Genomic DNA, 19,628 nt, shown 5'->3' on the forward strand with positions numbered 1-19,628 from the left:
GAGTGGAGTGTTGCTGATCGCTCGTAGCCGCTGCTGTCTGCCGTCGTTGATGTCAGGGATGGACGTCAGGCAGGACGTTGAGTAGGGCTGTCGAAGGGTTTCGGGGTCAGTGACGGTAGCCAGCCGCTAGGGTCGCGTGCATGGGTGCCGCCACAGCTGCCATGGTCACTGCCATCGTCGGAGTGCTTGGCACGCTCTTAGCGCCGTTGGTTACCACGTGGGTGGCGAAACGCCAGCGGGCAGAGGAGAGCCAAGCCGAGGAGGCGAGACGACTCTTCGAGGAGCGGCGTGCCGCGTACACCGGGATGAATCGAGCCTCTCGTCACTTCCACACCATGCTGAAGGACGCCCTTCATCGCCTGCGAGATGGGGTCTATACCGACGACGCCCGTGCCCAGGTCGAGGAGGCGCGGCGGGACTACAGGGATCGCTACGCCGAGGCTCAGATGGTCGTTCCCGAAGTGGTACTCACGGCATCTCGCGAGTTGAACGTCATCCTGGCCGCGGTTGACGCTACTGCCAAGCGCGTTGATCGTGGCCTATCGAGAGAGGGGGAAAGTGCGGATCAGGCGCTCCTCGACCTGAAGGCCGCAGAACCCGCGCTCACCGCCATGCGCCGGATTATGCGCGAAGACCTGGGCGTGGCTGACTAACCCCGTGTTCGCTTCGGGGGCCGTGTACGCCGGAGTGCTGATCTTCTCCTTCGCGCCTTGCCGACGGGACTTCTTCATCCCGAAGCAACTCGAGGGCGAGCTCCGTCCCGGCCTGGTGTGCCTCCCACCTAGGGTGATGGTCCGCAGGCGTTCGTGCTCATCCGCCGCTGTCCGTGGGCGTTGTCACTCAGTTAGACACGCAGGAGAGCCTCGCCTGGGGCTACGACTCCGCTTTGTACCAAACCTTCGTGCAGGTGGGGGCACCTGAGATCTCGCCCGCGGTTCCGCCGTACTCGCGACCAGACGGGCTCTTGAAGGTGAACTCGTGGATGCCCGTGTCCAAGGCCAAGGACGACGCGATCTCGGTGAGGTCCTCACCCACTTCCGTGTAGTGCAGTGCGATGTGCGTCCGGACGAGTTCCGCTGCCTGCGCACGATCAATCGGCTGACTGGGGAATGCGCTCTGCGTGCGCCCCTTCACCTTGGAGATGAGGTAGCCGATGCCGGCTCCGATGCCCACACCGCCTGCGCCGCCTAGGGCATCGCTCGATAGGTCCAGGATGAACTCTCCAAACGAGCCAGACGCTCCCCAGTTCGTCTCACGGGTCTGCACCGATAGTGAGTTGGACACAGGGAAGTCGAGCTTGCCGTCGAGAGTGGTGAGGGTGGCCAAGTCCTCCTTGATCCCTTCGACCGGTACCTCGATCTCTATCAGGGATAGAGTCCAAGCTTCGCGGGGTGGCTTGTGTAGACCGGATGTGAACCTGATCGCGATGCGAGCACTGAGAACTTCCACTCGGACTCCTTGCCTATGCACTACGTGGTGTCCGCAGGCTACTGCTGCCGTCACTGTGGGCTTGCCGACTTTTCGTGGCCGATGCATGGCCGCCCGAGCCGCAACGTGGCTCTACTCCCATTCCGTCTGCCGTCGACCCCCTCACCGTGGAGCAGGTGTGGCGCCGGGAGTCCGGGGTGGAGAGCGCACGAGCGACCTTGAAAACCGTCGTGGCAGCGATGTCACCGTGGGTTCAAATCCCACACCCACCGCAGGCGAAGGGCCCCTGATCAGGAACATCGGTCGGGGGCCTTCGCCATGCGCGGTACCTGCTGGTGACTATGGTTCCCCGTGAGTTCCCGGTCTATCGGGCACGGATGGGGCACGGGGCTTCAGTCGCCCTGGAACCACAGATAGCTGCATGGAGTGCCGGCGCACTGCTCCAGCAACCTTGCAAGATCGTCTAAGGCAGCTAGCTGACGCTCATCGGTGCACCGTTGCCGTAGATCGGGGATCTCGCCGAGAGCAAGGACAGCCTCCTGCTCGTTCATCAGAGCGTCCCCGTACGGATCCACGGCGGTCAGCCGCCCTGACACTCCGAGCAGCCGGAGCGAGCCGATCGCATCGGCCAACGCGTCACCGTGCCCGTACGAACTCTGCAGCAACGTCGCTCGAGACTTGCGCCAGTTACCCGTTGGCCGTGCTGAGTGCAGCTCCACGTCTATCCCCACGGGTTCATGATGCCTGCTACAGAGGCTCAGCATCTGATCCGTAGCTCTAGCCGGATCGGTCAGCTACGGCCATACCGGCCGTTACGAGGGTCCGGAGAGACAGTGGCGGGCTGGGGCGGTTGCTGTGGTTGCGGTACGCCGCTGCTGTACACCTGGCCCAGCCAAAGAGGGACCCCTCGGATCACGTCACCATCGTCAGCGCTCCGTGTTGGCCAACGGATGAGACGGCGACAGGATTTGTCCCCACCCTGTCAAGCACCAGGCTACGCCGCCGCCCGCCCACTGTGGATAGGCCCGGAGGTCATGAGTTGAGTACCCGGACGACGCGGCTGACTGCCACAGACGACTCCTCCGGCAGGGGATCGACCGCCACCGGGCGGGGGTGTGCGCCGTTCCCGACCGCGGGCGCTTGGTGGTGAGCGTTGGGGCCCCCATCCCGGGCTGGGGAGAGTGGCGGGCTAGGAGGAGAACAAGTCGTCTCTAGATGCATCAACCCTCAACCACTTTGGCCTCTACCCTGAGAACATGAAGCCAGGGAGGACTTTCCTCTTGCAGGCGCCGTGAGCTTCACATAGATACATGCTGGCGGCGGACAGCACGAGCGGCATCTTCGCAACGACCAGGTAAGTTCCGCACGAACCAAATATCGTCACTCAAAAGAGGTCGAAGGTCGGTTATGGATCGCATTACTGAAGGCCTTGTAAAGCAGTTTCAACAGGAGCGAGGGCTTAGGAAGCTCACAGAATCTGAGGCATTTGAAGACTTCGCCGGCTTTTGTGTTATCAGCAGCTACTTCGAAGATGAGTTTGACCCCGAAGAATTCCGCATGGGAGCTGGAGGAGACCTTGGCGTAGATGTTGCCGCGATCATCATTAACGGTGACCTCCTCTTGGATGCCGCTGACGTCAGGGCAGCCGTTGCCCAGGCCAGAACTCTGGACGTGCGGTTCATCATCACTCAGGCCAAAACAAGCCAAGGATTTGAGGCTAAGGTATTCACTGACCTAAGTGACAACCTAGTCGAGCTATTCACCGCAGATACTCTCGATTACCCAGCATCGCCAGAGATCGCGAACCTGAGAGAGTGCATCGACGCAATCTATGCTGACCTAGGGAAACTTTCCCGAGGCCTGCCTGCCATTTCAGTCCGATACGCGTCAACGGGCCAGGTCGGCGACAGCATGCTTGAGGCCAAGCGTAAGTCTGCGGTCAAACGACTAGACCAAACAAACTTCTTCAGCGAAGTCGATGCATCCCCCCTGGGCGCACGAGAGCTACGCGACCTTTATCAGCGAGCCACATCCGCGGTTTCTGCAGAATTTACAATGCCCAAGCGAATCACCCTTCCAAAGATGCCACTCGTAGAGCAAGCATTTCTCGGAATTCTACCCGCCACAGACTTGGTGAGGATTATCACCGACCCGGGCGGGGGGATCCGGAAGACTCTTTTCTTCGAGAACGTGCGAGATTTCCAGGACTATAACCCCGTAAATCTCGAAATTCAGCAGACCGTTAGGGACTCCGGGAATCGAGAACGTTTTGCGGTCCTAAATAATGGGATTACCATCGTCACTCGCGAGCTGACCTTGGCGGGCGACGATATCCATATCCGCGATTTCCAAATCGTGAACGGCTGCCAGACATGCCACGTTCTATTCGACGAAAAGGCCAACCTCACTGAAGGCGTCCACGTTAACGTGCGGCTAATTCAATCACGCGAGGAGAACGTAATCACAGGGATTACGACTGCCACCAACAGGCAGACAGCCGTTACCGACGAGGATCTCCAAGCGCGAGAGTCGTTCCATAAGGAACTTGAGGGCCTGTTTCAGTCATTCACCGAAGGTGAGCGCCTTTACTACGAGAGGCGCTCTCGCCAGTACAGTTCTCAGCAGTCCGTGGAGAAGACCAGGATTATTACGCGGTCTTCACTCACCAGAACCTATGCATCGATGTTCCTGAATGAGCCCTCACGCGCCGGACGCTACTACAAGGAGCTCAAAGAGACGCGCGAAAGCGATCTATTTCAACCGCACCAGAGCTCACTCGCATACTATACGAGCGCGGCCACGGCATGGCGAATCGAATGGCTCTTTCGAAACAAGAGAATTGACCGAAAATACACACCAGCCAAATATCAGCTACTGATGGCAGTAAAAACATATCTGCTAGGCACAGGGGACTTGCCGCAGGGAAATAGACTGGCCGATCGAGAATGTAAGAAGATTCTCGGTGTCATCTGGGACACAAGCGCGGCCGAGGAATTGATTCAGAAGCTTTTGCCTGCGGTTGACATCGCTGCCAAGGTTGAGGACCCCAGTGGAGTAATTACTCGCGACACGGTCCGGACTCAGAGGTTCGCCGAGAATCTACGCCGCGAGGTCCGGCGATTGGACGGCGCCAAGTAGAAGTAACTGGAGCCCCTGATCAGCACGCCCCAGAGGGGCGACTGTGGGCCGTGCACGGGCGGGCGACGCTCACAAGGGATTGCACAGGCTTTAAACGCAGGCCAGTCGGGCTCAAGCTAAGTAGGCTGCGCGGTCTTGAAAACATTGGTGGCAGCGATGTCACCGTGGGTTCAAATCCCACACCCACCGCAGATGAACGGCCCCTGACCAAGTAAATCGGTCGGGGGCCGTTCTCGTGCGTCATGTCCGTGGTTCCCCGCGGGTTCCCGGCCGATCGGGCACGGAGGGGGCACGGTCACCGTTCGATTCGCCGCTACGGGAGTGCGTCGGGGTTGGTGCTGATGAACCCCTTGCCTTCGGGCCAGATCACGGTGCAGTCCTGCGTCTTGGCAAGGGCCAGAAGGTCTTCCCGCGGCTCGGAGGGGAGCAGGATGGCGCGGACGGTGTGGTCGACGAACCTGCCGTAGTCCGCGAGCTGTCCGATGGCCATCCGGATGTTCTCCCGGGTGACGCTGCCCTTGGCCTCGATCAGGAGACCGAGTCCCTTGGCGTGGAGGTCGGTAAAGAGGGGGCGGCTTTCACCGGGGGGCAGGATGCGCTGCCGGCCGGACTGGTGACCGTTGCTGGTCAGGTAGTCGGCGAACGCCTTGACCAGGCGGGCTTCCTTGCGGTCGGCCTCGTAGGGCTCCTGGTTCGGGTTGACGAACGTGGTCTCGCTCTCGTTCCTCTCCAAGGGGAGGTCGTCCACCTGGTTGGGATGCGAGACGAGCAGCCGGCCGAGCTTGGTGGCGGGCTCCTGGGGTGCGGTGTCTACCGGGTTGAGCCGGAAGACGATGACCTTACGGAGAGGGCCGTCGTTGGTCTCGGGGGCGTCCGCGGAGTACCAGGGGTTCTCCTGGTCGACGGTGAACTCGCCGCGGTAGGTGACCGTTCCGCGGGCGCCCTGGAAGACGCGGAGCGCACGTCCTTCGGCCCGGTGGTTCAGGATGCTGGCGTTGCCGGAGATCATCCGCTGGTCGCCGTACTGGCCTTCTCCGCTGTAGTGGAAGCGGCCGTCCGGCATCCAGTCGTCGTAGTAGCCGTGCTTCTCGCCGGCGACGGGGTCCGTGAAGACGAAGACGTTGGGCGTCTTGGCTGACGGCCCGATGCCTCCCTGCGTCCGTCCCCCGAACGTGCTGTGCAGCGTCTTGCGTTCGATCTGATCGCCGGGCTTGAGCTGCCACTCCACGGTGTCCGATGCCGTCTCGCTCATGGGCCTCCTTCGAGAGCTGCCGCACCTCACAGCGAGATGCGATCGTAAGAATCATGCATGCATGCAAATCAGATGTAAAATTTCCACATCCGATTTGGACTTACGACTGATCTGTACGCCGGTTCTGTGCATAGATGCGCCCCTATGCGCACTACCGCGTCAAGGCCGGGGCCGGGACTGTGGGCGTGGTGCTGCTTTGGCGGGCGAGAGGCTCGGGGGGAAGGGCGGTAGGCCGATGAGCGTGGTTACTCCGTGGGCCAAGGAGACGTTCGGTGAGGTGGCGGAGGCGCTGGCTGACGCCATACCGGCGTGCCTGACGCGGGCCCACAAACGGGCTCGGAACGGTCACCAAGGCGTGCACACTCAAACGTTGGAGGCGTACGGACACGGTCTCCACGCCGTGCAGTACGAGGAACTCGCCGCCGGCCTCGAACATCTCCCCGGCGCGACCGCGGTCCGCCTCCAGGCTCGAACCGTCATGATCGTCGCAGACAACGTGATCTACCCGATCCGCTACGCCAAGACGGACGTACCCGTCACCGCGGCACGACTTCGACGAGCCACGGGCTTACGTGCTGACCTCATCCGACGCCACGGGCCAGAACCCATGCAGGGGGAGCTGGACCTAGGGCTCGAAGAACTCGAAGAGCACGAAGCCCACAAAGATCTCGGCCAACTCCCCCCAGAAGTCGGCTTGGTCCTCGTCGCCTACGCCTGCTCCATGAACGACGGCGTGATGCGACTGGAATGGGGCGCTGCGGAGCTACGCCAAGAAGATCGATACCTCATCTGGCACCATCACGAGCCCCTGACTAACGGTCTGAGAATGCCTCAATGACTGAGCCAGGCCGGATTGGGGCGCTACCCTCAACCTGGGCGGCGCCCCATCTGGGGCTAGCCAGAGCCTCATCCTTATCAGGTCGATCGTGGGAACTCTGGCACCACGCGCAACCCGCTTCGGGCCCGTGCTGGCCTGCCGCTGATGTTCAGCATCGATCGGCGAGATTCGCGCTCGTTGGTGTCAGCAGTTGATGTTATCGCCAGACGGCGGTCTTGACAGGCTCTGGTCTGCCTCTTCGTCGCAACCCATAGCATCGAGCAAACGTTGCCGAGCGCTGTCCAGCCGCCCGGCGTAGTCCGGCATGAAGACCTCGGGCAGTGTCGTTTCGAGGGTGCCCGAGATCGCATAGATGCTAGACCAGACCGCGCGGTCCGGCACGATGGCGCCCAGCTTGTCCGACCGCATCATGACCTCGTAGAGCCAGTCGGACAGGACGAATGCCTGGTCGCGCGTGAGCTTGATGAGCACCGTTTCTTCGTCCACGCGATCACGGTACGCGACCGGTCAGCGTGCCAGGATGCGGGGATGATGCAGTCATACGCAGCGTGGGAGAAGCGCGTACGGAGCCTGGCCGAAGCCCTCATGGGCCCCGATTCAGAGCCCACGCGCGGACACGTTCTCGACTTCCTCAGAGCTGGTGAGCATGGGCTCGCAATCGAGACACTCGCCGACTGGATCGGAGATCTGGAAGACCCCGCGCACGTTGCGCCTGCCGACCGCACCCGCGTGCTCGACCTGGCCTCGGACTTCCCTGAGGAGACACAGATCCGTGTGAGGCATGCTCTGGCTGACCCCGCCTGCGGATGACGCACAAGGTCGGTGGAGCGGCTTTGGGCTGGAGCTGCTTTGGGGCGAGTGATCATGGCCCCTTACGCTGGCCGCGATTCGGGCAGCACCTAGCCTGCCCGCAACAGCCCGAATCGGGGCCATGATCTTAGAGGCTCGCCCCAAAGTGGCTGCCTAAAGCCGTGGAGCCGACCGCCCCAGCCACAGCGGGTTTCCTCCCCATCCCCGAGCACGCAGCGCGCCGCCGGGCGCGGCCAGCCGGGGCGGAGACAGGAGGCAGGCCGCGCCGCAGAGGCGGCGCGCGCCCGCGCCGTGCGCGGGTCTTGATGAAGTAGGGAAAGTTCTATCGGATCGGTGTCAGGCGCTTGCCGTCATGGCTTCGCACGTGGGGCCCGTTCCCGTCGAGTGCGTCCAGCAGTCGGACCGCGTAGACCTCGGACATCCGCTCCGCGACCTCTTCGGGCGTGAGCCATCCGACCGCGGTCGATTCGCTGGACGTCCGCTCGCTCCCGCCGGCGGGCTTGCACCGGAAGACCAGGGCCACAATGCCCCGCGTGGTGTTCTTGTAGACCCCGGTGAGCTCGTCCACCTCGACGTGGATGCCCGTCTCCTCCAGGACCTCGCGCCGGACGCCCGCCTCCGGGGCTTCGTCGAGTTCGAGCACGCCGCCGGGGAGCTCCCAAGTGCCGTTGTCGGCACGGCGGATCGCCAGGAGCCGCCCGTCCTCGCGCACGACCACTCCGGCTACGGACACGGAGTGAAGCGGCGTTGACGTGCTCTCCTGCGCACTGTTACTCATGTACAGGAGCATAGGAGGAAGAGAAGGACTATGGAAACAGCAGTAGGAGGTGGGAAGTCCGTACCTCGGTACGTGCAGATCGCCGAGGAGATCGTTCAGCAGATCCGCGCCGGGATCTTGAAGCCCGGTGACATGGTGCCCAGCGAATCGGAGCTCGTGGAGCGCTACGGCGTCTCGGGCGGCACCATCCGGAAAGCCATGGTGGAGGTCCGGGCGAGTGACCTCGTGGAGACCCGCCAGGGCAAAGGGTCCATGGTGAAGGCCCGGCCGCCGATACGGCACCGGTCCTCGGACCGTTTCAAGCGCTCCCACCGGCGGGGCGGCAAAGCCGCATACCTCGCCGAGTCGGAACAGTCCGGTGCGAAGGCGCACGTCAGCGTTCTCTACATCGGTCCGGTGGACGCCCCGAAGGACATCGCGGAGCGGCTCGGCGTTCCGGCCGGCACTCAGGTGCTCGCTCGGCGACGGCTCTACTTCCGGAACGAGACTCCCGTGGAGACGGCCACGTCGTACCTCCCGTGGGACGTCGCGAAGGACATCCCCGAGCTGTTCGCGAAGAATCCTGGTGGTGGCGGCATCTACGCCCGCCTCGAAGACCATGGGCATGAGTTCGCGGAGTTCGTCGAGACGCTGCAAGCCCGGCTGGCGACCAAGGCGGAGGCATCCGAACTGGCTCTGAGCCCCGGCGCTTCGGTGGTTCATCTGATCCGCGAGGCGAGGACGACGGAGGACCGGGTCGTCGAGGTCTGCGACACCCTCATGGCCGCTGACCAGTTCGTTTTCAGCTACCGCATCCCTGCCACCGACTGACGCTCACTCAACTTCCCGCAGCCCGCCGCGACTTCTTCGTCTCGGCGGGTTGACTCATGTATAGGAGTGATGCACTCTTCTTCATGTCACTCATATACATGAGTGATGGAGTCCAGCATCTCTATAGGAGTGATCTTCTGTGCGTATGATCCCCGTAGATACCTCCACCGCTTCCGTGATGGTCGCCAAGCCCCCGCAGATCAAGGTCAAGGACCGCCGTACCGGCGAGATCGCCATGGACGCCGAGAGCGGCGCGAAGCTCATGACCGTGGACGTGATGTTCGCGGCGAACGACGAAGTGGAGATCCTGTCGGTCACCGTCCCCGAGTCGGGCATCTCCGGCGAGCTGATGATGGGCACGCCCGTCGCCGTCACCGGCCTGATCGCCCGCCCGTGGGAGAACGAGTTCAACGGCCAGAAGCGGCACGGCATCGCCTTCCGCGCGGTGGCGGTCACCTCGCTCGCCGCCAGTGCCGAGAAGCCCAAGGCGGCTTGATCATGACCGGTCTCCTGGTCTCACTGCTGCTGGTCGTCGTCGCAGTGATCCTGCGGTGGCGGCGTCCCGCCTGGTACTGGATGCCCTTCGGGGTCACCTTCGCCGCGCTGCGGGTCGCGATCCGGTACGCCTCGGTCATGGACGCCTGCGGGCTCACCGTTCCGCCCGCCCGCTGGCGTCTGTCCCTCGCCCGGATGGCGAACCGCCCCGTCCCCGAGTCGCAGGCGCCGCGCATCCTCCGGTTCCGGCCCACCCGCACCGGGTTGCTCCTGCGCCTCAAACTCCGCCCCGGTCAGGACGCCTTCGACGTCACTTCGGCCACCGACCGCCTTCGGCACTCCTTCGGGATGTACGGAGTCACCTCCCGTGAAGTCCGCTCCGGAGTCGTCGAGTTACGGATGACGGGATACGACGTTCTCCAGCGGGTGCAGATGCCCGCCGAGACCGACCGCGAGCCAATGCGTATCCCTGTCGCACTGCGCGAGGACGGGTCCGTCCACTACCGCGACTACCGGACCGTGCCCCACGGGCTGACGCTCGGCGCGACCGAGTCGGGAAAGTCCGTCTACCAGCGCAATCTGATCGCGGGGCTGGCGGCGCACGATGTCGCTCTCGTCGGGATCGACTGCAAACAGGGCGTCGAGCTCTTTCCCCTGGCCCGGCGCTTCTCCGCCCTTGCCGACAACCCGGACACGGCACTCGAACTCCTCGAAGCGCTCGTGCAGCACATGGAGGACGTCTATCAGCTCATCCGCTCCGCTCAGCGCATCACCGTCGACGTTCCGGACGCCGACATAGCCGCCGACATCTGGGACCTGCCGGCCGACCTGCGCCCGACTCCGGTCGTGGTCCTGGTCGACGAAGTCGCCGAGTTGGCGCTCTTCGCCACCAAGGACGAGGAGAAGCGCCGGGACCGGATCGTCACCGCTCTGGTCCGCCTCGCCCAGCTCGGCCGTGCCGCGGGGATCTATCTGGAGATCTGCGGCCAGCGCTTCGGCTCCGAGCTCGGCAAGGGCATCACGATGCTCCGCGCCCAGCTCACCGGCCGGACCGCCCATCGCGTCAACGACGAGTCCAGCGCCAACATGGCCTTCGGAGACATCGCCCCGGACGCCGTACTCGCCGCGATCCAGATTCCCACCGACGTCCCCGGCATCGCGGTCTCCGGTGACTCGACCGGTGGATGGACCCGCATCCGAGCGCCGCACACCTCCCTGCGCCAAGCCGTGAACATCTGCAACCGGCACGCCGACCGCACCCCGGACGTGCCCGCCCTCGCGGCCTTCCGGCCCGCCGTCGCGTCACTGGCCCCGGCCGCTGCGCCGCTCACCAAAGCCGCGCCCTCCACCGCCTGACCTCTCCGTACACCGGCCGGCGTGACCGCCCTCGCGCCAAGTCCCTACCCGCCCCATGCCGAAAAAGGAGAAGTCCGCGATGGCCCGTCCCACCGTCCGCGTGGACGCCGTACTCGTCCAAGCCGTGATCGCCGGCGCGCTGTCCTTCGCCCACCTTCACGACCTCGCCGCCGCTGCCGGCCAGGACGGCTGGAAGGCATGGGCCTACCCCATCAGCGTCGATCTGCTCCTGGTCGCCGCCTGGCGCCGACTGCGGAAGGACGGCCCGTCCCGGCTCGCCTGGTGCTGGTTCCTGATCGCGCTCGTCGCCTCGCTCGGCGCCAACGTCGCCACCGCCGGATTCCTCGATCTCCAGGACCCTCCGGCCTGGCTGCGCTTCGGCGTCGCCGGGTGGCCCGCGCTCGCCTTCCTCGGCGGGACGCTCCTCGCCCACACATCGCCCCCGCTTGAGGACCCGGTGCCCGTTCCGCCGGCACCCGCGGCTGCTCCCCCGGCGCCGGAGCTCGTCACCGACGAACAGGCCCCGGAGCTGGAACCCGTACCGGTTCCTGTGGCTGAGGAGTCTCCGGTCCTGCCTCCCGCCGACGCGTCTCCGCCCGTCCCGGCCGCGCTCGTCGACCACGCCCGGAAGGTCGCCGACGACCACCGCACCCGTACCGGCTCACCGATCGACACCGACACCCTGCGTGCCCGTCTCGGGGTCCCGCCCCAGCTCGCCGCCGCCATCGCCGCCCAGCTCGCCTGAACCGACTTGAACCGAGAGGAGATCCACTATGCCCGCTCGCGACCACTTCCACTCCGTGCTGCGGATCGGTCCGGTGCAGATCGGTACCCACCGCGACCGGCACGGCCGCACCAAGCACGCCGCCGTGTGCACCGCCGACCGCTGCGGTTGGTCGTCCGACTTCACCAACCGGTCCGCCGCCCAGCTCGCCGCCCGTACCCACCGCTGCAAGGTCCGCTGAAGGAGCCCCGCCATGGACGTCCCTCTCTGGCTCGCCCTGATCGTCGTCGGCTGGCTCGGCGTGAAGTTGATCCGCCCGCCCTGGTGGCTCGTGCTCGTGCTGCTGCTCGGCGGTTACCTCCTCGCCGACAGCCTGCTGTCCCCCGTGATCGACACCGCCGTCAAGTAGGCCCGACCGAAGGGAGAACCACCATGCTCCGCCCGAAGATCCCCACCAACCCGACGCCGATCGGCATCGTCACGGGGTCCGCCCGGACCGACGTGCCCGCCGCGCTCCACCCCACCCCGGCTCCCGTACCCGCCGCCCCGGCCCCGGCCCGTCCCACAGTCCAGCTCACGCCCGGTGCCGTCGTCGCCGTCATCGGTGGCGGTACGGCCGTGGTCCTGGTCGTCGGCGCGGTCCTGGTGTCCATGCTGCTGGCGGTCGCCGTCTCCGCCGCGTCGCTCGCCATCTGCGCGCTGGTCATCCGCTCGCTCGTGGCGTCGCAGAACCACCGCTGACCGGCTTCCGGGCGGCCTCGATACCGCCAAGCATCCGCCGCCCGGAAGCCGTGCCCCTGTCCGAACCACAGATCCGGAAGGAAGCACCATCATGACCGACCGCAACCGCCCGTCGTCCCGCGTCTGTTCGGCCTGCCGCGGTTTCGCCTCCGTCGCGATCACCCTCGGCGGACGCGAACGACACGGCCACCGCCGGACCGTCACGGCGAACTGCTCGACCTGCCACGGCACCGGGACCGTCGGCACCACACGTCTCCGGGAGAGTGCACATGCCTGAGACGCCGCTCGACCGGATCACCCTCGGCGACCTGCTGAGGGTGGCTTCGGCCCCCGACTTCCACCGCTGGGAAGACCAGATCCGCCGTACCGGCGGCTGCTCCGACCCGATCCACCTGACCGGCTGGACCCTCACCAAGGACAAGACCACCGGCGAGACCCTGCACCACTACTCGACCGAGTCGGAACCCGGCGGACGCCTTCGTCTCGCCTGCGGCAACCGCCGCGCCTCCCGCTGCCCGTCCTGTGCCTGGACGTACGCCGGAGACACGTACCACCTGATCCGCGCGGGCCTGGCCGGAGACGACCGCCGCGACGTGCCCGCCACCGTGCGGGATCACCCCCGTGTCTTCGCCACCCTCACCGCGCCGTCCTTCGGACCGGTTCACAACCGGCCCGACCGGGGCACCTGTCGCTGCGGCGGCCGGCACTCCGCCGACGTCCCCGAACTCGGCACCGCCCTGGACCCGGAGACGTACGACTACGCCGGATCGGTCCTGTTCAACAACCACGCCGGTGATCTCTGGATGCGGTTCACCACCCGCCTCCGACGGGAGATCGCCGCCCGCGCCGGACTCACACAGGCCGAACTGAAGGAATCCGCCCGGCTCTCGTACGGCAAGGTCGCGGAGTTCCAGAAGCGCGGGGCGATCCACTTCCACGCCGTGCTGCGGATCGACGGGCCGGACGGACCCGACACCCCGCCTCCGTCCTGGGCCACCGTCGGCCTGCTCACCGACGCGATCCACGCCGCCGCCCGGCACAACTACACCTCGGTGTCCGCTCCCGCCGTCGACGACCAGCCCGCTCGCACGTTCCGCTGGGGCACCCAGCTCGACGTCCGCCCGGTCACCGCCTTCGGCGACGGTTCCGACATCACCGAGCAAGCCGTGGCGTCCTACGTCGCGAAGTACGCCACCAAGGCCGCGGAGAACACCGGCACCCTGGATCGGCGCATCGGCGAACTCTCCGAACTCGACCGCCACGGCGTCCCCGATCACGCCCGTCGCCTCATCGCCGCGTGCCACCTCCTCGATCCGCTCTACCCCGAACGCCGGCTGTGGGCCTGGGCGCACATGCTCGGGTTCCGCGGGCACTTCTCCTCGAAGTCCCGCCGCTACTCGACCACCCTCGGCGAGCTCCGCCAGGCCCGCGCCGACTTCCGCGCCGCGCAGGAACGACAGTCCCTCGGCATGGACGACCGCGCCCCGGACACCGTGCTCGTCCTCACCGACTGGCAGTACGCCGGGCACGGCCACTCCCCCGGCGAATCCGTCCTCGCCGCGACCATCGCCCGAGATCTCCGGCTCAACCGTGAGACCGCCCGCGAAGCCATGGCGGAGCTGGCCGATGAGAGGGAGTGGTGACCATGGCGCTTCCCCTGCCGAGTCGCTATCTGACGCCTGACGACCTGGTCGAGATGTTCGAGCTGCCCAGTGTGGAGACGGTCTACCAGTGGCGACGGAAGCGGACCGGTCCGCGCGGCTTCCGTGTCGGCCGGCACCTTCGCTTCGACCCCGACGACGTACGGGCCTGGGTCGACTCCCGTCGGGGCGAGGTGGCTGCCTGATGGCCGGACACGTCCAGGACCGCTGGTTCACGACGGAGACCGGCCCCGACGGCAAGCCACGCAAGGTGAAGTCGGAGCGCTATGGATCCGGGCTGCGCTACCGCGCCCGCTACGTCGGCCCAGACGGTACGGAGAAGTCCAAGAGCTTCCCCGACCGACAGAAGCGACTGGCTGATCAGTGGCTGGCGCACATCGAGGCGGACATGGCGCGTGGCCAGTACATCGACCCTCGTGCCGCCCGGACCACCTTCCAGCAGTACGCGGAACGCTGGGTAGCCACGCAGGGGGCCGACCCCAACACGCAAGCCTCGATGGAGTCGCAGCTCCGGCTGCACGCGTTCCCGTACCTGGGCGCGCGTCCGCTCGGTTCGTTCCAGCCGGCGCACATCCGCGACTGGGTGCAGCAGCTCCAGGCGAACGGTGTCCGCGGCTCGTACGCCCGGACGATCTACTCCAACGTGCGGGCGGCTCTGAGCGCGGCCGTGGACGACGGGCACCTTCCCCGGAACCCTTGCGCTGCCCGCTCGGTCCGGCCGCCGACCGTGGACACGAAACGTGTCACGCCCTGGACCGCGGAACGGCTCTTCGCTGTGCGCGCGGCCATGCCCGAGCGGTATCAGGCGATGGTCGACCTCGGCGGCGGCTGCGGCCTCCGGCAAGGCGAGATCCTGGGCGTCGCCGTGGACGCGATCGACTTCGACGCGGACACGCTGCACGTCGTCCAGCAACTGAAGCTGAGCCGCAGCAAGCCCGTCTTCGCCCCGCCCAAGGGTGGCAAGCTCCGGGACGTACCGCTCCCGGGTCCCGTCGCTGACGCGCTACGGGCCCACATGAAGCAGTTCCCGCCGGTCGGGATCACGTTGCCGTGGAAGGTCGCGGGCGGGCCGATGGTGACCAAGCGGCTCATTTTCACGGGCCCGCGCGGTGGCCACGTCTGGCGAACCTCGCTCAACGAGGAAGCGTGGAAACCGGCTCTGGCCTCGGCCGGAGTCATCTCGGTGCCTGCGGCCGGCACCCCACATGCCGAGTCGCGCGAGAACGGGATGCACGCCGTGAGGCACTTCTACGCATCGGTGCTGCTGGACGCCGGGGAGAACATCAAGGCGCTCGCCGAGTACCTCGGTCACTCGGACCCCGGCCTGACGCTGCGGGTGTACGCACATCTGATGCCGTCGAGTCAGGAGCGCACGCGGAAGGCAATCGAGCACACATACGAAATCCAGGGGCACGGAAACTGAGCTCTCAAGATTCAGTAAAGCTCAAAAACTGAGCGCGAGGCGTGAATTGGAGCCCGATTACCTAGCCTTCATTCATGCACGATTGACTTCCGTTCGCGCATGAACGATTGAAAATCCCTGCAAGGAAGGTCCGGAAGGCTCCACGCTTCTCGAACATCCCTGCCTGGGCAGGCAACTCCCCACTCAGGCAGGGTGTTCGAGCCATCCCAGCCATACAAGGAAACGTCCAACCAGTAAAACGAGTCAGCGTCCGCGTAAATCAATCTGCGACTTTTCTGCTGTTGCAGTTAAGCCCTCTTCTAGCTGCACGTTTGTCTGCGAAGCTGAGCTGTGCGAAAGTCTCACCACATGCGAATGCCGCCCGTGCATGGGCGGCATTCGTTTCCATTTCCGCACTCGGAATCCCTAGCCAGGAACCAACCGCAGATGGAGGCCTCATGGTCCCACGCACAGGTGTCACCGTCGACATCTGTCCTCGCGACTTGCCGCTCGCGCTCGTCGGCACAGCCGGCGGCGCGCTCGCCTTATGGGCCGACGCCCCCGCCGAGATCGCCGTCCCCGTAGCGCTGCTGATCGTCCTCGACATCCGCATCCGCCGCTGGCGTCGCCGCACCTGACGGCCCGCCCAAGCACCTCACGGCCCACAGACGGCCCAGCGCAGTGAAAAGCCCCCCACCACGCGGAAAACCCGCAGGTGGGGGGCTTACAGCTGGTTGGTTACTTCTTCTTGCCCTGGTTCTTCACGGCTTCGATGGCGGCCTTCGCGGCCTCCGGGTCGAGGTACGTGCCGCCCTTGGTGAGCGGGCGGAAGTCGGCGTCGAGCTCGTAGTAGAGCGGGATACCGGTGGGGATGTTCAGTCCGGTGATGTCCGCGTCGGAGATGCCGTCGAGGTGCTTCACCAGGCCGCGCAGCGAGTTGCCGTGGGCGGCGACCAGGACGGTGCGGCCCGCGAGGAGGTCCGGGACGATGCCGTCGTACCAGTACGGCAGCATGCGCTCGACGACGTCCTTGAGGCACTCGGTGCGCGGGCGCAGCTCGCCGGGGATCGTCGCATAGCGCGGGTCGTCGGACTGGGAGAACGGCGCACCGTCCTCCAGGACCGGCGGCGGGGTGTCGTACGAGCGGCGCCAGAGCATGAACTGCTCCTCGCCGAACTCGGCGAGGGTCTGCGCCTTGTCCTTGCCCTGGAGGGCGCCGTAGTGGCGCTCGTTCAGACGCCAGGAGCGGTGGACGGGGATCCAGTGACGGTCCGCGGACTCCAGCGCCAGCTGGGCGGTGCGGATCGCGCGCTTCTGGAGCGAGGTGTGCAGGACGTCGGGCAGCAGGCCGGCGTCCACGAGCAGCTCACCGCCGCGTACCGCCTCCTTCTCGCCCTTCTCGGTGAGGTTGACGTCCACCCATCCGGTGAACAGGTTCTTCGCGTTCCATTCGCTCTCGCCGTGGCGGAGGAGGATCAGCTTGTACGGTGCTTCGGCCATGCGCCGAGCCTAATCCACGCGCCACGATTGACGCCTGCCGTCAATTGACTGGCACCCCCGAGCAGGGCACTTGTAAGTTGCGATTATTCGCTGAGCCGCTTACATCCCTGGGGGGAAGCCCGATGGCCACCATGTCCGTGAAGAGCTTGAGGCGGGCCGCGCGCGAGAGCGTCGCCGGGCTTCCCAAGGAGTTCTGGTGGCTGTGGACGAGCACTCTCGTCAACCGGCTCGGGGCCTTCGTCGCGACCTTCATGGCGCTGTATCTGACCCTGGACCGCGGCTACTCGGCGTCGTACGCCGGACTCGTGGCCTCGCTGCACGGGCTCGGCGGCGTCGTCTCCTCCCTGGGCGCGGGCGTGATGACCGACCGGCTCGGCCGGCGTCCCACCCTGCTGGTCGCGCAGACGTCGACCGCCTTCTCGGTGGCGCTGCTCGGCTTCATGGAGCACCCGGCGGCGATCGCGGCCGTCGCCTTCCTCGTCGGCATGACGAGCAACGCCTCGCGCCCGGCGGTGCAGGCGATGATGGCGGACATCGTGAAGCCCGAGGACCGGGTGCGCGCCTTCTCCCTGAACTACTGGGCGATCAATCTCGGGTTCGCGATCTCCTCGGCGGGGGCCGGGTTCATCGCCGAGTACAGCTATCTGGCGGGCTTCCTCGGCGAGGCCGTGATGACGCTGGTGTGCGCGGTGCTGATCTTCGTGAAGCTGCCCGAGTCCAGGCCGGTACGGGTGATGGACGCGGCGGGCAGGCCGGCCGAGCCGGACGTCGGGCTGGGGGCCGTACTGCGTGACGGGCGTTTCATGGGCGTGGTCGGGCTGTCGTTCGTCATCGCGCTGATCTTCCAGCAGGGGTACGTCGGCCTGCCGGTGGCGATGGGCACGGACGGCTTCACCAGCGCCGACTTCGGCATGGCGATCGCGGTCAACGGTGTGCTGATCGTGGCGTTGCAGATACCGGTGACCAGGTTCATCGAGCACCGGGATCCGCGTCGGCTGCTGATCGCCTCGTCGCTGTTCGCGGGGTACGGCTTCGGGCTCACGGCTTTCGCCGGGTCGATCGCCGTCTACGCGCTGACCGTGTGCGTCTGGACGTTGGCGGAGATCGTGAACTCCCCCACCCAGACGAGCCTGGTGGTGCGCCTGTCGCCGGTGCACGGGCGCGGCCGCTACCAGGGCATCTACACGATGTCGTGGGCGGCGGCGGCGCTGGTCGCCCCGCTGATGTCCGGCTTCCTGATCGACCGGTACGGGGCGGAGTGGCTGTGGGGGGCCTGCGCGGTGCTGGGGACGGTGGCGGCGGCCGGGTACTGGCTGCTGATGCGGAGCCTTCCGGCGGAGGCGAAGGTGGAGGCGAAGACGGAGGGAGTGGTGGTGGAAGCGGCGGTCGCGGAAGTGGCGGTGGTGGAAGCGGCGATGGCTCCCTCCGCCGCCGGTGCGCGGAAGCAGGCGGCGGAGCCCGGGGCCGGTGCCCGGGGGTGAGGGGCGGGTAACGCGCCTGCGGGCAGAGCCGGACGGGACCGGACGCGGGGAAGGGGGCTCGCGCGCGGGGAAGGCGGTGCGTTCAGTGCGGGCGGGTACGCGGAAGGGGTACGGCGGGCGATCCGCCGTACCCCTTCCGGCATGTGAGCTGTTGTCAGCTGTCAGTCGTCAGCTGCTACGCGTTGCCTGACGGCGCCGCACGGCGAAGAGGACGCCGCCGCCGGCGGCGAGCAGGGCGGCCGCACCGGCGACGGTGACGCCGACGTTGCTGCTGCCGGTCTCGGCCAGCGGACCGGTGGAGTCGTCGGACCCCGGGTTCGCGGGGGCCGACTCGGACGGCGCGTCCGAGGGGGAGGCCGTCGCGGTCTCACCGGCGGGGGCCGTCCCGGCCTCCGTGGGCGTCGCCGGCTCGGACGCCGCGGGCGTCTTCGTCGCGGGGGCGGTCTCCGTCTCGGCCGGAGTCTCCGAAGGGGTCTGCGACGGGGTGTCGGAGGGGGTCGCGGAGGGGGTCCCGGGGGCCGGGACCTCCTGCTTGGTGCAGTCCTTCGTACCGCCGTTCCAGGCCGCGATCAGCTGGTCCTTGATGACCGGACGGCTGGGGCCGACCGGCAGGTCCCCGTGCTCGAAGCCGTCGTTCGCGTCGGTCCTGCCGTCGTACTTGACGCTGCCGCGGTAGAGGTCGACCTGGGCGAAACAGCCCACGTCCGGCACCGCGATGTCGAGCGTGTCGACCGCGCCGCCCTTGACGTTCACGGTGTCGAAGTCGTGGAAGACCTGTTCCCCGGAGGTCTGCCACGTCGCGCCGTGCGTACGGTAGGAGGCGAGGGAGGCCGTGCACGACGCCGCGTCCGCGGCGGCCCGGACCTTCACGTGCACCTTGCCGTCGTCGGACGGCTTGAGGGTCAGGTCGTCGACCCGGACAGAGGCGTTCCACGCCTGCCCGTCGAGGGAGAACTCGCAGCGGTCGGTCGCGGTCTTCACCCCTGCGCCCGCGCCCGGCTTGTACGCGGCCTGGGGACCGTTGTCCCACCCGTTGCCGCCGGGGGAACCGGTCGCGTGGGCGGAGGCGACGACTGCCGTGGACAGGGCGAGAGTTGCTGCGCCCACCCCCGCCAGGCGCCACAGGGTGACACGACTCGCTATGGACATGCGGAATCCAATCATGGCTTCACAACGCCCGGCCGAGCGCTCGAGGCAGCGGGAACTGCCGGGAA

The 19,628-nt window shown here is 66.5% G+C and carries 23 protein-coding genes and 1 tRNA gene; 17 read left to right on the forward strand and 7 right to left on the reverse strand.

What is annotated here, in order from left to right; genetic code table 11:
* Window positions 1–140: 140 nt before the first annotated feature.
* On the forward strand, window positions 141–653 hold the full coding sequence (locus ABD374_RS25050) for a hypothetical protein (protein WP_344497867.1): 513 nt from the start codon (window positions 141–143) through the stop codon (window positions 651–653).
* A gap of 220 nt (window positions 654–873) precedes the next feature.
* Here the strand turns inward: ABD374_RS25050 and ABD374_RS25055 are convergent, their stop codons facing one another.
* Together ABD374_RS25055 and ABD374_RS25060 are read right to left on the reverse strand one after the other, a co-directional pair.
* Complete coding sequence (locus tag ABD374_RS25055; protein ID WP_344497868.1) at window positions 874–1,449, reverse strand: hypothetical protein; 576 nt, start codon at window positions 1,447–1,449, stop codon at window positions 874–876.
* Between the two features lie 371 nt (window positions 1,450–1,820).
* Window positions 1,821–2,060 (reverse strand): hypothetical protein, encoded by a 240-nt coding sequence (locus ABD374_RS25060; protein WP_344497869.1) that lies wholly within the window; start codon window positions 2,058–2,060, stop codon window positions 1,821–1,823.
* Window positions 2,061–2,835: 775 nt separating this feature from the next.
* Between ABD374_RS25060 and ABD374_RS25065 the strand changes: the two genes are divergently transcribed.
* Both ABD374_RS25065 and ABD374_RS25070 read left to right on the forward strand, forming a co-directional pair.
* Complete coding sequence (locus tag ABD374_RS25065; RefSeq protein ID WP_344497870.1) at window positions 2,836–4,566, forward strand: AIPR family protein; 1,731 nt, start codon at window positions 2,836–2,838, stop codon at window positions 4,564–4,566.
* 98 nt (window positions 4,567–4,664) lie between these two features.
* A tRNA-Ser gene (locus ABD374_RS25070) sits at window positions 4,665–4,752 on the forward strand.
* A 127-nt stretch (window positions 4,753–4,879) separates the two neighbouring features.
* Here ABD374_RS25070 and ABD374_RS25075 read toward each other — a convergent pair.
* Complete coding sequence (locus ABD374_RS25075) at window positions 4,880–5,818, reverse strand: SRA domain-containing endonuclease (RefSeq protein ID WP_344497871.1); 939 nt, start codon at window positions 5,816–5,818, stop codon at window positions 4,880–4,882.
* Window positions 5,819–6,053: 235 nt separating this feature from the next.
* Between ABD374_RS25075 and ABD374_RS25080 the strand changes: the two genes are divergently transcribed.
* Window positions 6,054–6,656, forward strand: a complete 603-nt coding sequence (locus tag ABD374_RS25080; RefSeq protein ID WP_344497872.1) for a hypothetical protein — start codon at window positions 6,054–6,056, stop codon at window positions 6,654–6,656.
* Window positions 6,657–6,839: 183 nt separating this feature from the next.
* Here the strand turns inward: ABD374_RS25080 and ABD374_RS25085 are convergent, their stop codons facing one another.
* Together ABD374_RS25085 and ABD374_RS25090 are read right to left on the reverse strand one after the other, a co-directional pair.
* Window positions 6,840–7,142: a hypothetical protein gene (locus tag ABD374_RS25085; protein WP_344497873.1), complete on the reverse strand. Its 303-nt coding sequence runs from the start codon at window positions 7,140–7,142 to the stop codon at window positions 6,840–6,842.
* 646 nt (window positions 7,143–7,788) lie between these two features.
* Entirely contained in the window at window positions 7,789–8,256 is a 468-nt protein-coding gene (locus tag ABD374_RS25090) for an NUDIX hydrolase (RefSeq protein WP_344497874.1), read from the reverse strand.
* Between the two features lie 18 nt (window positions 8,257–8,274).
* Here ABD374_RS25090 and ABD374_RS25095 point away from each other — a divergent pair, with 18 nt between their 5' ends.
* The 12 genes from ABD374_RS25095 to ABD374_RS25150 all read left to right on the forward strand — a co-directional run bounded on the left by ABD374_RS25095 (window position 8,275) and on the right by ABD374_RS25150 (window position 16,071).
* The gene (locus ABD374_RS25095) at window positions 8,275–9,054 is read left to right on the forward strand and encodes a GntR family transcriptional regulator (protein ID WP_344497875.1); all 780 of its coding nucleotides are present in this window, start codon (window positions 8,275–8,277) and stop codon (window positions 9,052–9,054) included.
* 139 nt (window positions 9,055–9,193) lie between these two features.
* Entirely contained in the window at window positions 9,194–9,550 is a 357-nt protein-coding gene (locus ABD374_RS25100; RefSeq protein ID WP_344497876.1) for an SCO3933 family regulatory protein, read from the forward strand.
* Window positions 9,551–9,552: 2 nt separating this feature from the next.
* Window positions 9,553–10,905: an FtsK/SpoIIIE domain-containing protein gene (locus ABD374_RS25105; protein ID WP_344497877.1), complete on the forward strand. Its 1,353-nt coding sequence runs from the start codon at window positions 9,553–9,555 to the stop codon at window positions 10,903–10,905.
* 79 nt (window positions 10,906–10,984) lie between these two features.
* On the forward strand, window positions 10,985–11,650 hold the full coding sequence (locus tag ABD374_RS25110; protein ID WP_344497878.1) for a DUF2637 domain-containing protein: 666 nt from the start codon (window positions 10,985–10,987) through the stop codon (window positions 11,648–11,650).
* Between the two features lie 28 nt (window positions 11,651–11,678).
* Entirely contained in the window at window positions 11,679–11,870 is a 192-nt protein-coding gene (locus ABD374_RS25115; protein WP_344497879.1) for a mobile element transfer protein, read from the forward strand.
* A 12-nt stretch (window positions 11,871–11,882) separates the two neighbouring features.
* Entirely contained in the window at window positions 11,883–12,038 is a 156-nt protein-coding gene (locus ABD374_RS25120) for a hypothetical protein (protein ID WP_344497880.1), read from the forward strand.
* 23 nt (window positions 12,039–12,061) lie between these two features.
* Window positions 12,062–12,370, forward strand: a complete 309-nt coding sequence (locus tag ABD374_RS25125; RefSeq protein ID WP_344497881.1) for a SpdD-like protein — start codon at window positions 12,062–12,064, stop codon at window positions 12,368–12,370.
* 91 nt (window positions 12,371–12,461) lie between these two features.
* Complete coding sequence (locus tag ABD374_RS25130) at window positions 12,462–12,647, forward strand: hypothetical protein (RefSeq protein ID WP_344497882.1); 186 nt, start codon at window positions 12,462–12,464, stop codon at window positions 12,645–12,647.
* Window positions 12,640–14,013: a replication initiator protein RepSA gene (repSA, locus tag ABD374_RS25135; protein WP_344497883.1), complete on the forward strand. Its 1,374-nt coding sequence runs from the start codon at window positions 12,640–12,642 to the stop codon at window positions 14,011–14,013. Before ABD374_RS25130 ends, repSA begins: the two co-directional genes overlap by 8 nt.
* A gap of 2 nt (window positions 14,014–14,015) precedes the next feature.
* Entirely contained in the window at window positions 14,016–14,216 is a 201-nt protein-coding gene (locus tag ABD374_RS25140) for a helix-turn-helix transcriptional regulator (RefSeq protein ID WP_014047492.1), read from the forward strand.
* Window positions 14,216–15,454: a tyrosine-type recombinase/integrase gene (locus ABD374_RS25145; protein WP_344497884.1), complete on the forward strand. Its 1,239-nt coding sequence runs from the start codon at window positions 14,216–14,218 to the stop codon at window positions 15,452–15,454. Before ABD374_RS25140 ends, ABD374_RS25145 begins: the two co-directional genes overlap by 1 nt.
* A 437-nt stretch (window positions 15,455–15,891) precedes the next feature.
* Entirely contained in the window at window positions 15,892–16,071 is a 180-nt protein-coding gene (locus ABD374_RS25150) for a hypothetical protein (protein WP_344497885.1), read from the forward strand.
* A gap of 100 nt (window positions 16,072–16,171) precedes the next feature.
* Here ABD374_RS25150 and ABD374_RS25155 read toward each other — a convergent pair whose 3' ends face one another.
* Window positions 16,172–16,933: a phosphoglyceromutase gene (locus tag ABD374_RS25155; RefSeq protein WP_344497886.1), complete on the reverse strand. Its 762-nt coding sequence runs from the start codon at window positions 16,931–16,933 to the stop codon at window positions 16,172–16,174.
* 131 nt (window positions 16,934–17,064) lie between these two features.
* On the opposite strand from ABD374_RS25155, the gene ABD374_RS25160 reads away from it, so the two are divergent.
* Window positions 17,065–18,414 carry an MDR family MFS transporter gene (locus ABD374_RS25160; RefSeq protein WP_344497887.1) on the forward strand — a complete coding sequence of 450 codons (1,350 nt, stop codon included), beginning with the start codon at window positions 17,065–17,067 and terminating at the stop codon, window positions 18,412–18,414.
* Between the two features lie 168 nt (window positions 18,415–18,582).
* Here ABD374_RS25160 and ABD374_RS25165 read toward each other — a convergent pair whose 3' ends face one another.
* On the reverse strand, window positions 18,583–19,563 hold the full coding sequence (locus ABD374_RS25165; protein WP_344497888.1) for an LAETG motif-containing sortase-dependent surface protein: 981 nt from the start codon (window positions 19,561–19,563) through the stop codon (window positions 18,583–18,585).
* Between the last annotated feature and the right edge of the window lie 65 nt (window positions 19,564–19,628).

The organism is Streptomyces enissocaesilis (assembly GCF_039533765.1).
Lineage (GTDB): Bacteria > Actinomycetota > Actinomycetes > Streptomycetales > Streptomycetaceae > Streptomyces > Streptomyces enissocaesilis.

Coding starts and splice junctions, on each gene's coding strand:
- ABD374_RS25050 (WP_344497867.1), top strand. CDS start 141: ATGGGTGCCGCCACAGCTGCCATGGTCACTGCCATCGTCGGAGTGCTT.
- ABD374_RS25065 (WP_344497870.1), top strand. CDS start 2,836: ATGGATCGCATTACTGAAGGCCTTGTAAAGCAGTTTCAACAGGAGCGA.
- ABD374_RS25075 (WP_344497871.1), bottom strand. CDS start 5,818: ATGAGCGAGACGGCATCGGACACCGTGGAGTGGCAGCTCAAGCCCGGC.
- ABD374_RS25080 (WP_344497872.1), top strand. CDS start 6,054: ATGAGCGTGGTTACTCCGTGGGCCAAGGAGACGTTCGGTGAGGTGGCG.
- ABD374_RS25090 (WP_344497874.1), bottom strand. CDS start 8,256: ATGCTCCTGTACATGAGTAACAGTGCGCAGGAGAGCACGTCAACGCCG.
- ABD374_RS25095 (WP_344497875.1), top strand. CDS start 8,275: ATGGAAACAGCAGTAGGAGGTGGGAAGTCCGTACCTCGGTACGTGCAG.
- ABD374_RS25105 (WP_344497877.1), top strand. CDS start 9,553: ATGACCGGTCTCCTGGTCTCACTGCTGCTGGTCGTCGTCGCAGTGATC.
- ABD374_RS25110 (WP_344497878.1), top strand. CDS start 10,985: ATGGCCCGTCCCACCGTCCGCGTGGACGCCGTACTCGTCCAAGCCGTG.
- ABD374_RS25115 (WP_344497879.1), top strand. CDS start 11,679: ATGCCCGCTCGCGACCACTTCCACTCCGTGCTGCGGATCGGTCCGGTG.
- ABD374_RS25120 (WP_344497880.1), top strand. CDS start 11,883: ATGGACGTCCCTCTCTGGCTCGCCCTGATCGTCGTCGGCTGGCTCGGC.
- ABD374_RS25125 (WP_344497881.1), top strand. CDS start 12,062: ATGCTCCGCCCGAAGATCCCCACCAACCCGACGCCGATCGGCATCGTC.
- ABD374_RS25130 (WP_344497882.1), top strand. CDS start 12,462: ATGACCGACCGCAACCGCCCGTCGTCCCGCGTCTGTTCGGCCTGCCGC.
- repSA (WP_344497883.1), top strand. CDS start 12,640: ATGCCTGAGACGCCGCTCGACCGGATCACCCTCGGCGACCTGCTGAGG.
- ABD374_RS25140 (WP_014047492.1), top strand. CDS start 14,016: ATGGCGCTTCCCCTGCCGAGTCGCTATCTGACGCCTGACGACCTGGTC.
- ABD374_RS25145 (WP_344497884.1), top strand. CDS start 14,216: ATGGCCGGACACGTCCAGGACCGCTGGTTCACGACGGAGACCGGCCCC.
- ABD374_RS25150 (WP_344497885.1), top strand. CDS start 15,892: ATGGTCCCACGCACAGGTGTCACCGTCGACATCTGTCCTCGCGACTTG.
- ABD374_RS25155 (WP_344497886.1), bottom strand. CDS start 16,933: ATGGCCGAAGCACCGTACAAGCTGATCCTCCTCCGCCACGGCGAGAGC.
- ABD374_RS25160 (WP_344497887.1), top strand. CDS start 17,065: ATGTCCGTGAAGAGCTTGAGGCGGGCCGCGCGCGAGAGCGTCGCCGGG.
- ABD374_RS25165 (WP_344497888.1), bottom strand. CDS start 19,563: ATGTCCATAGCGAGTCGTGTCACCCTGTGGCGCCTGGCGGGGGTGGGC.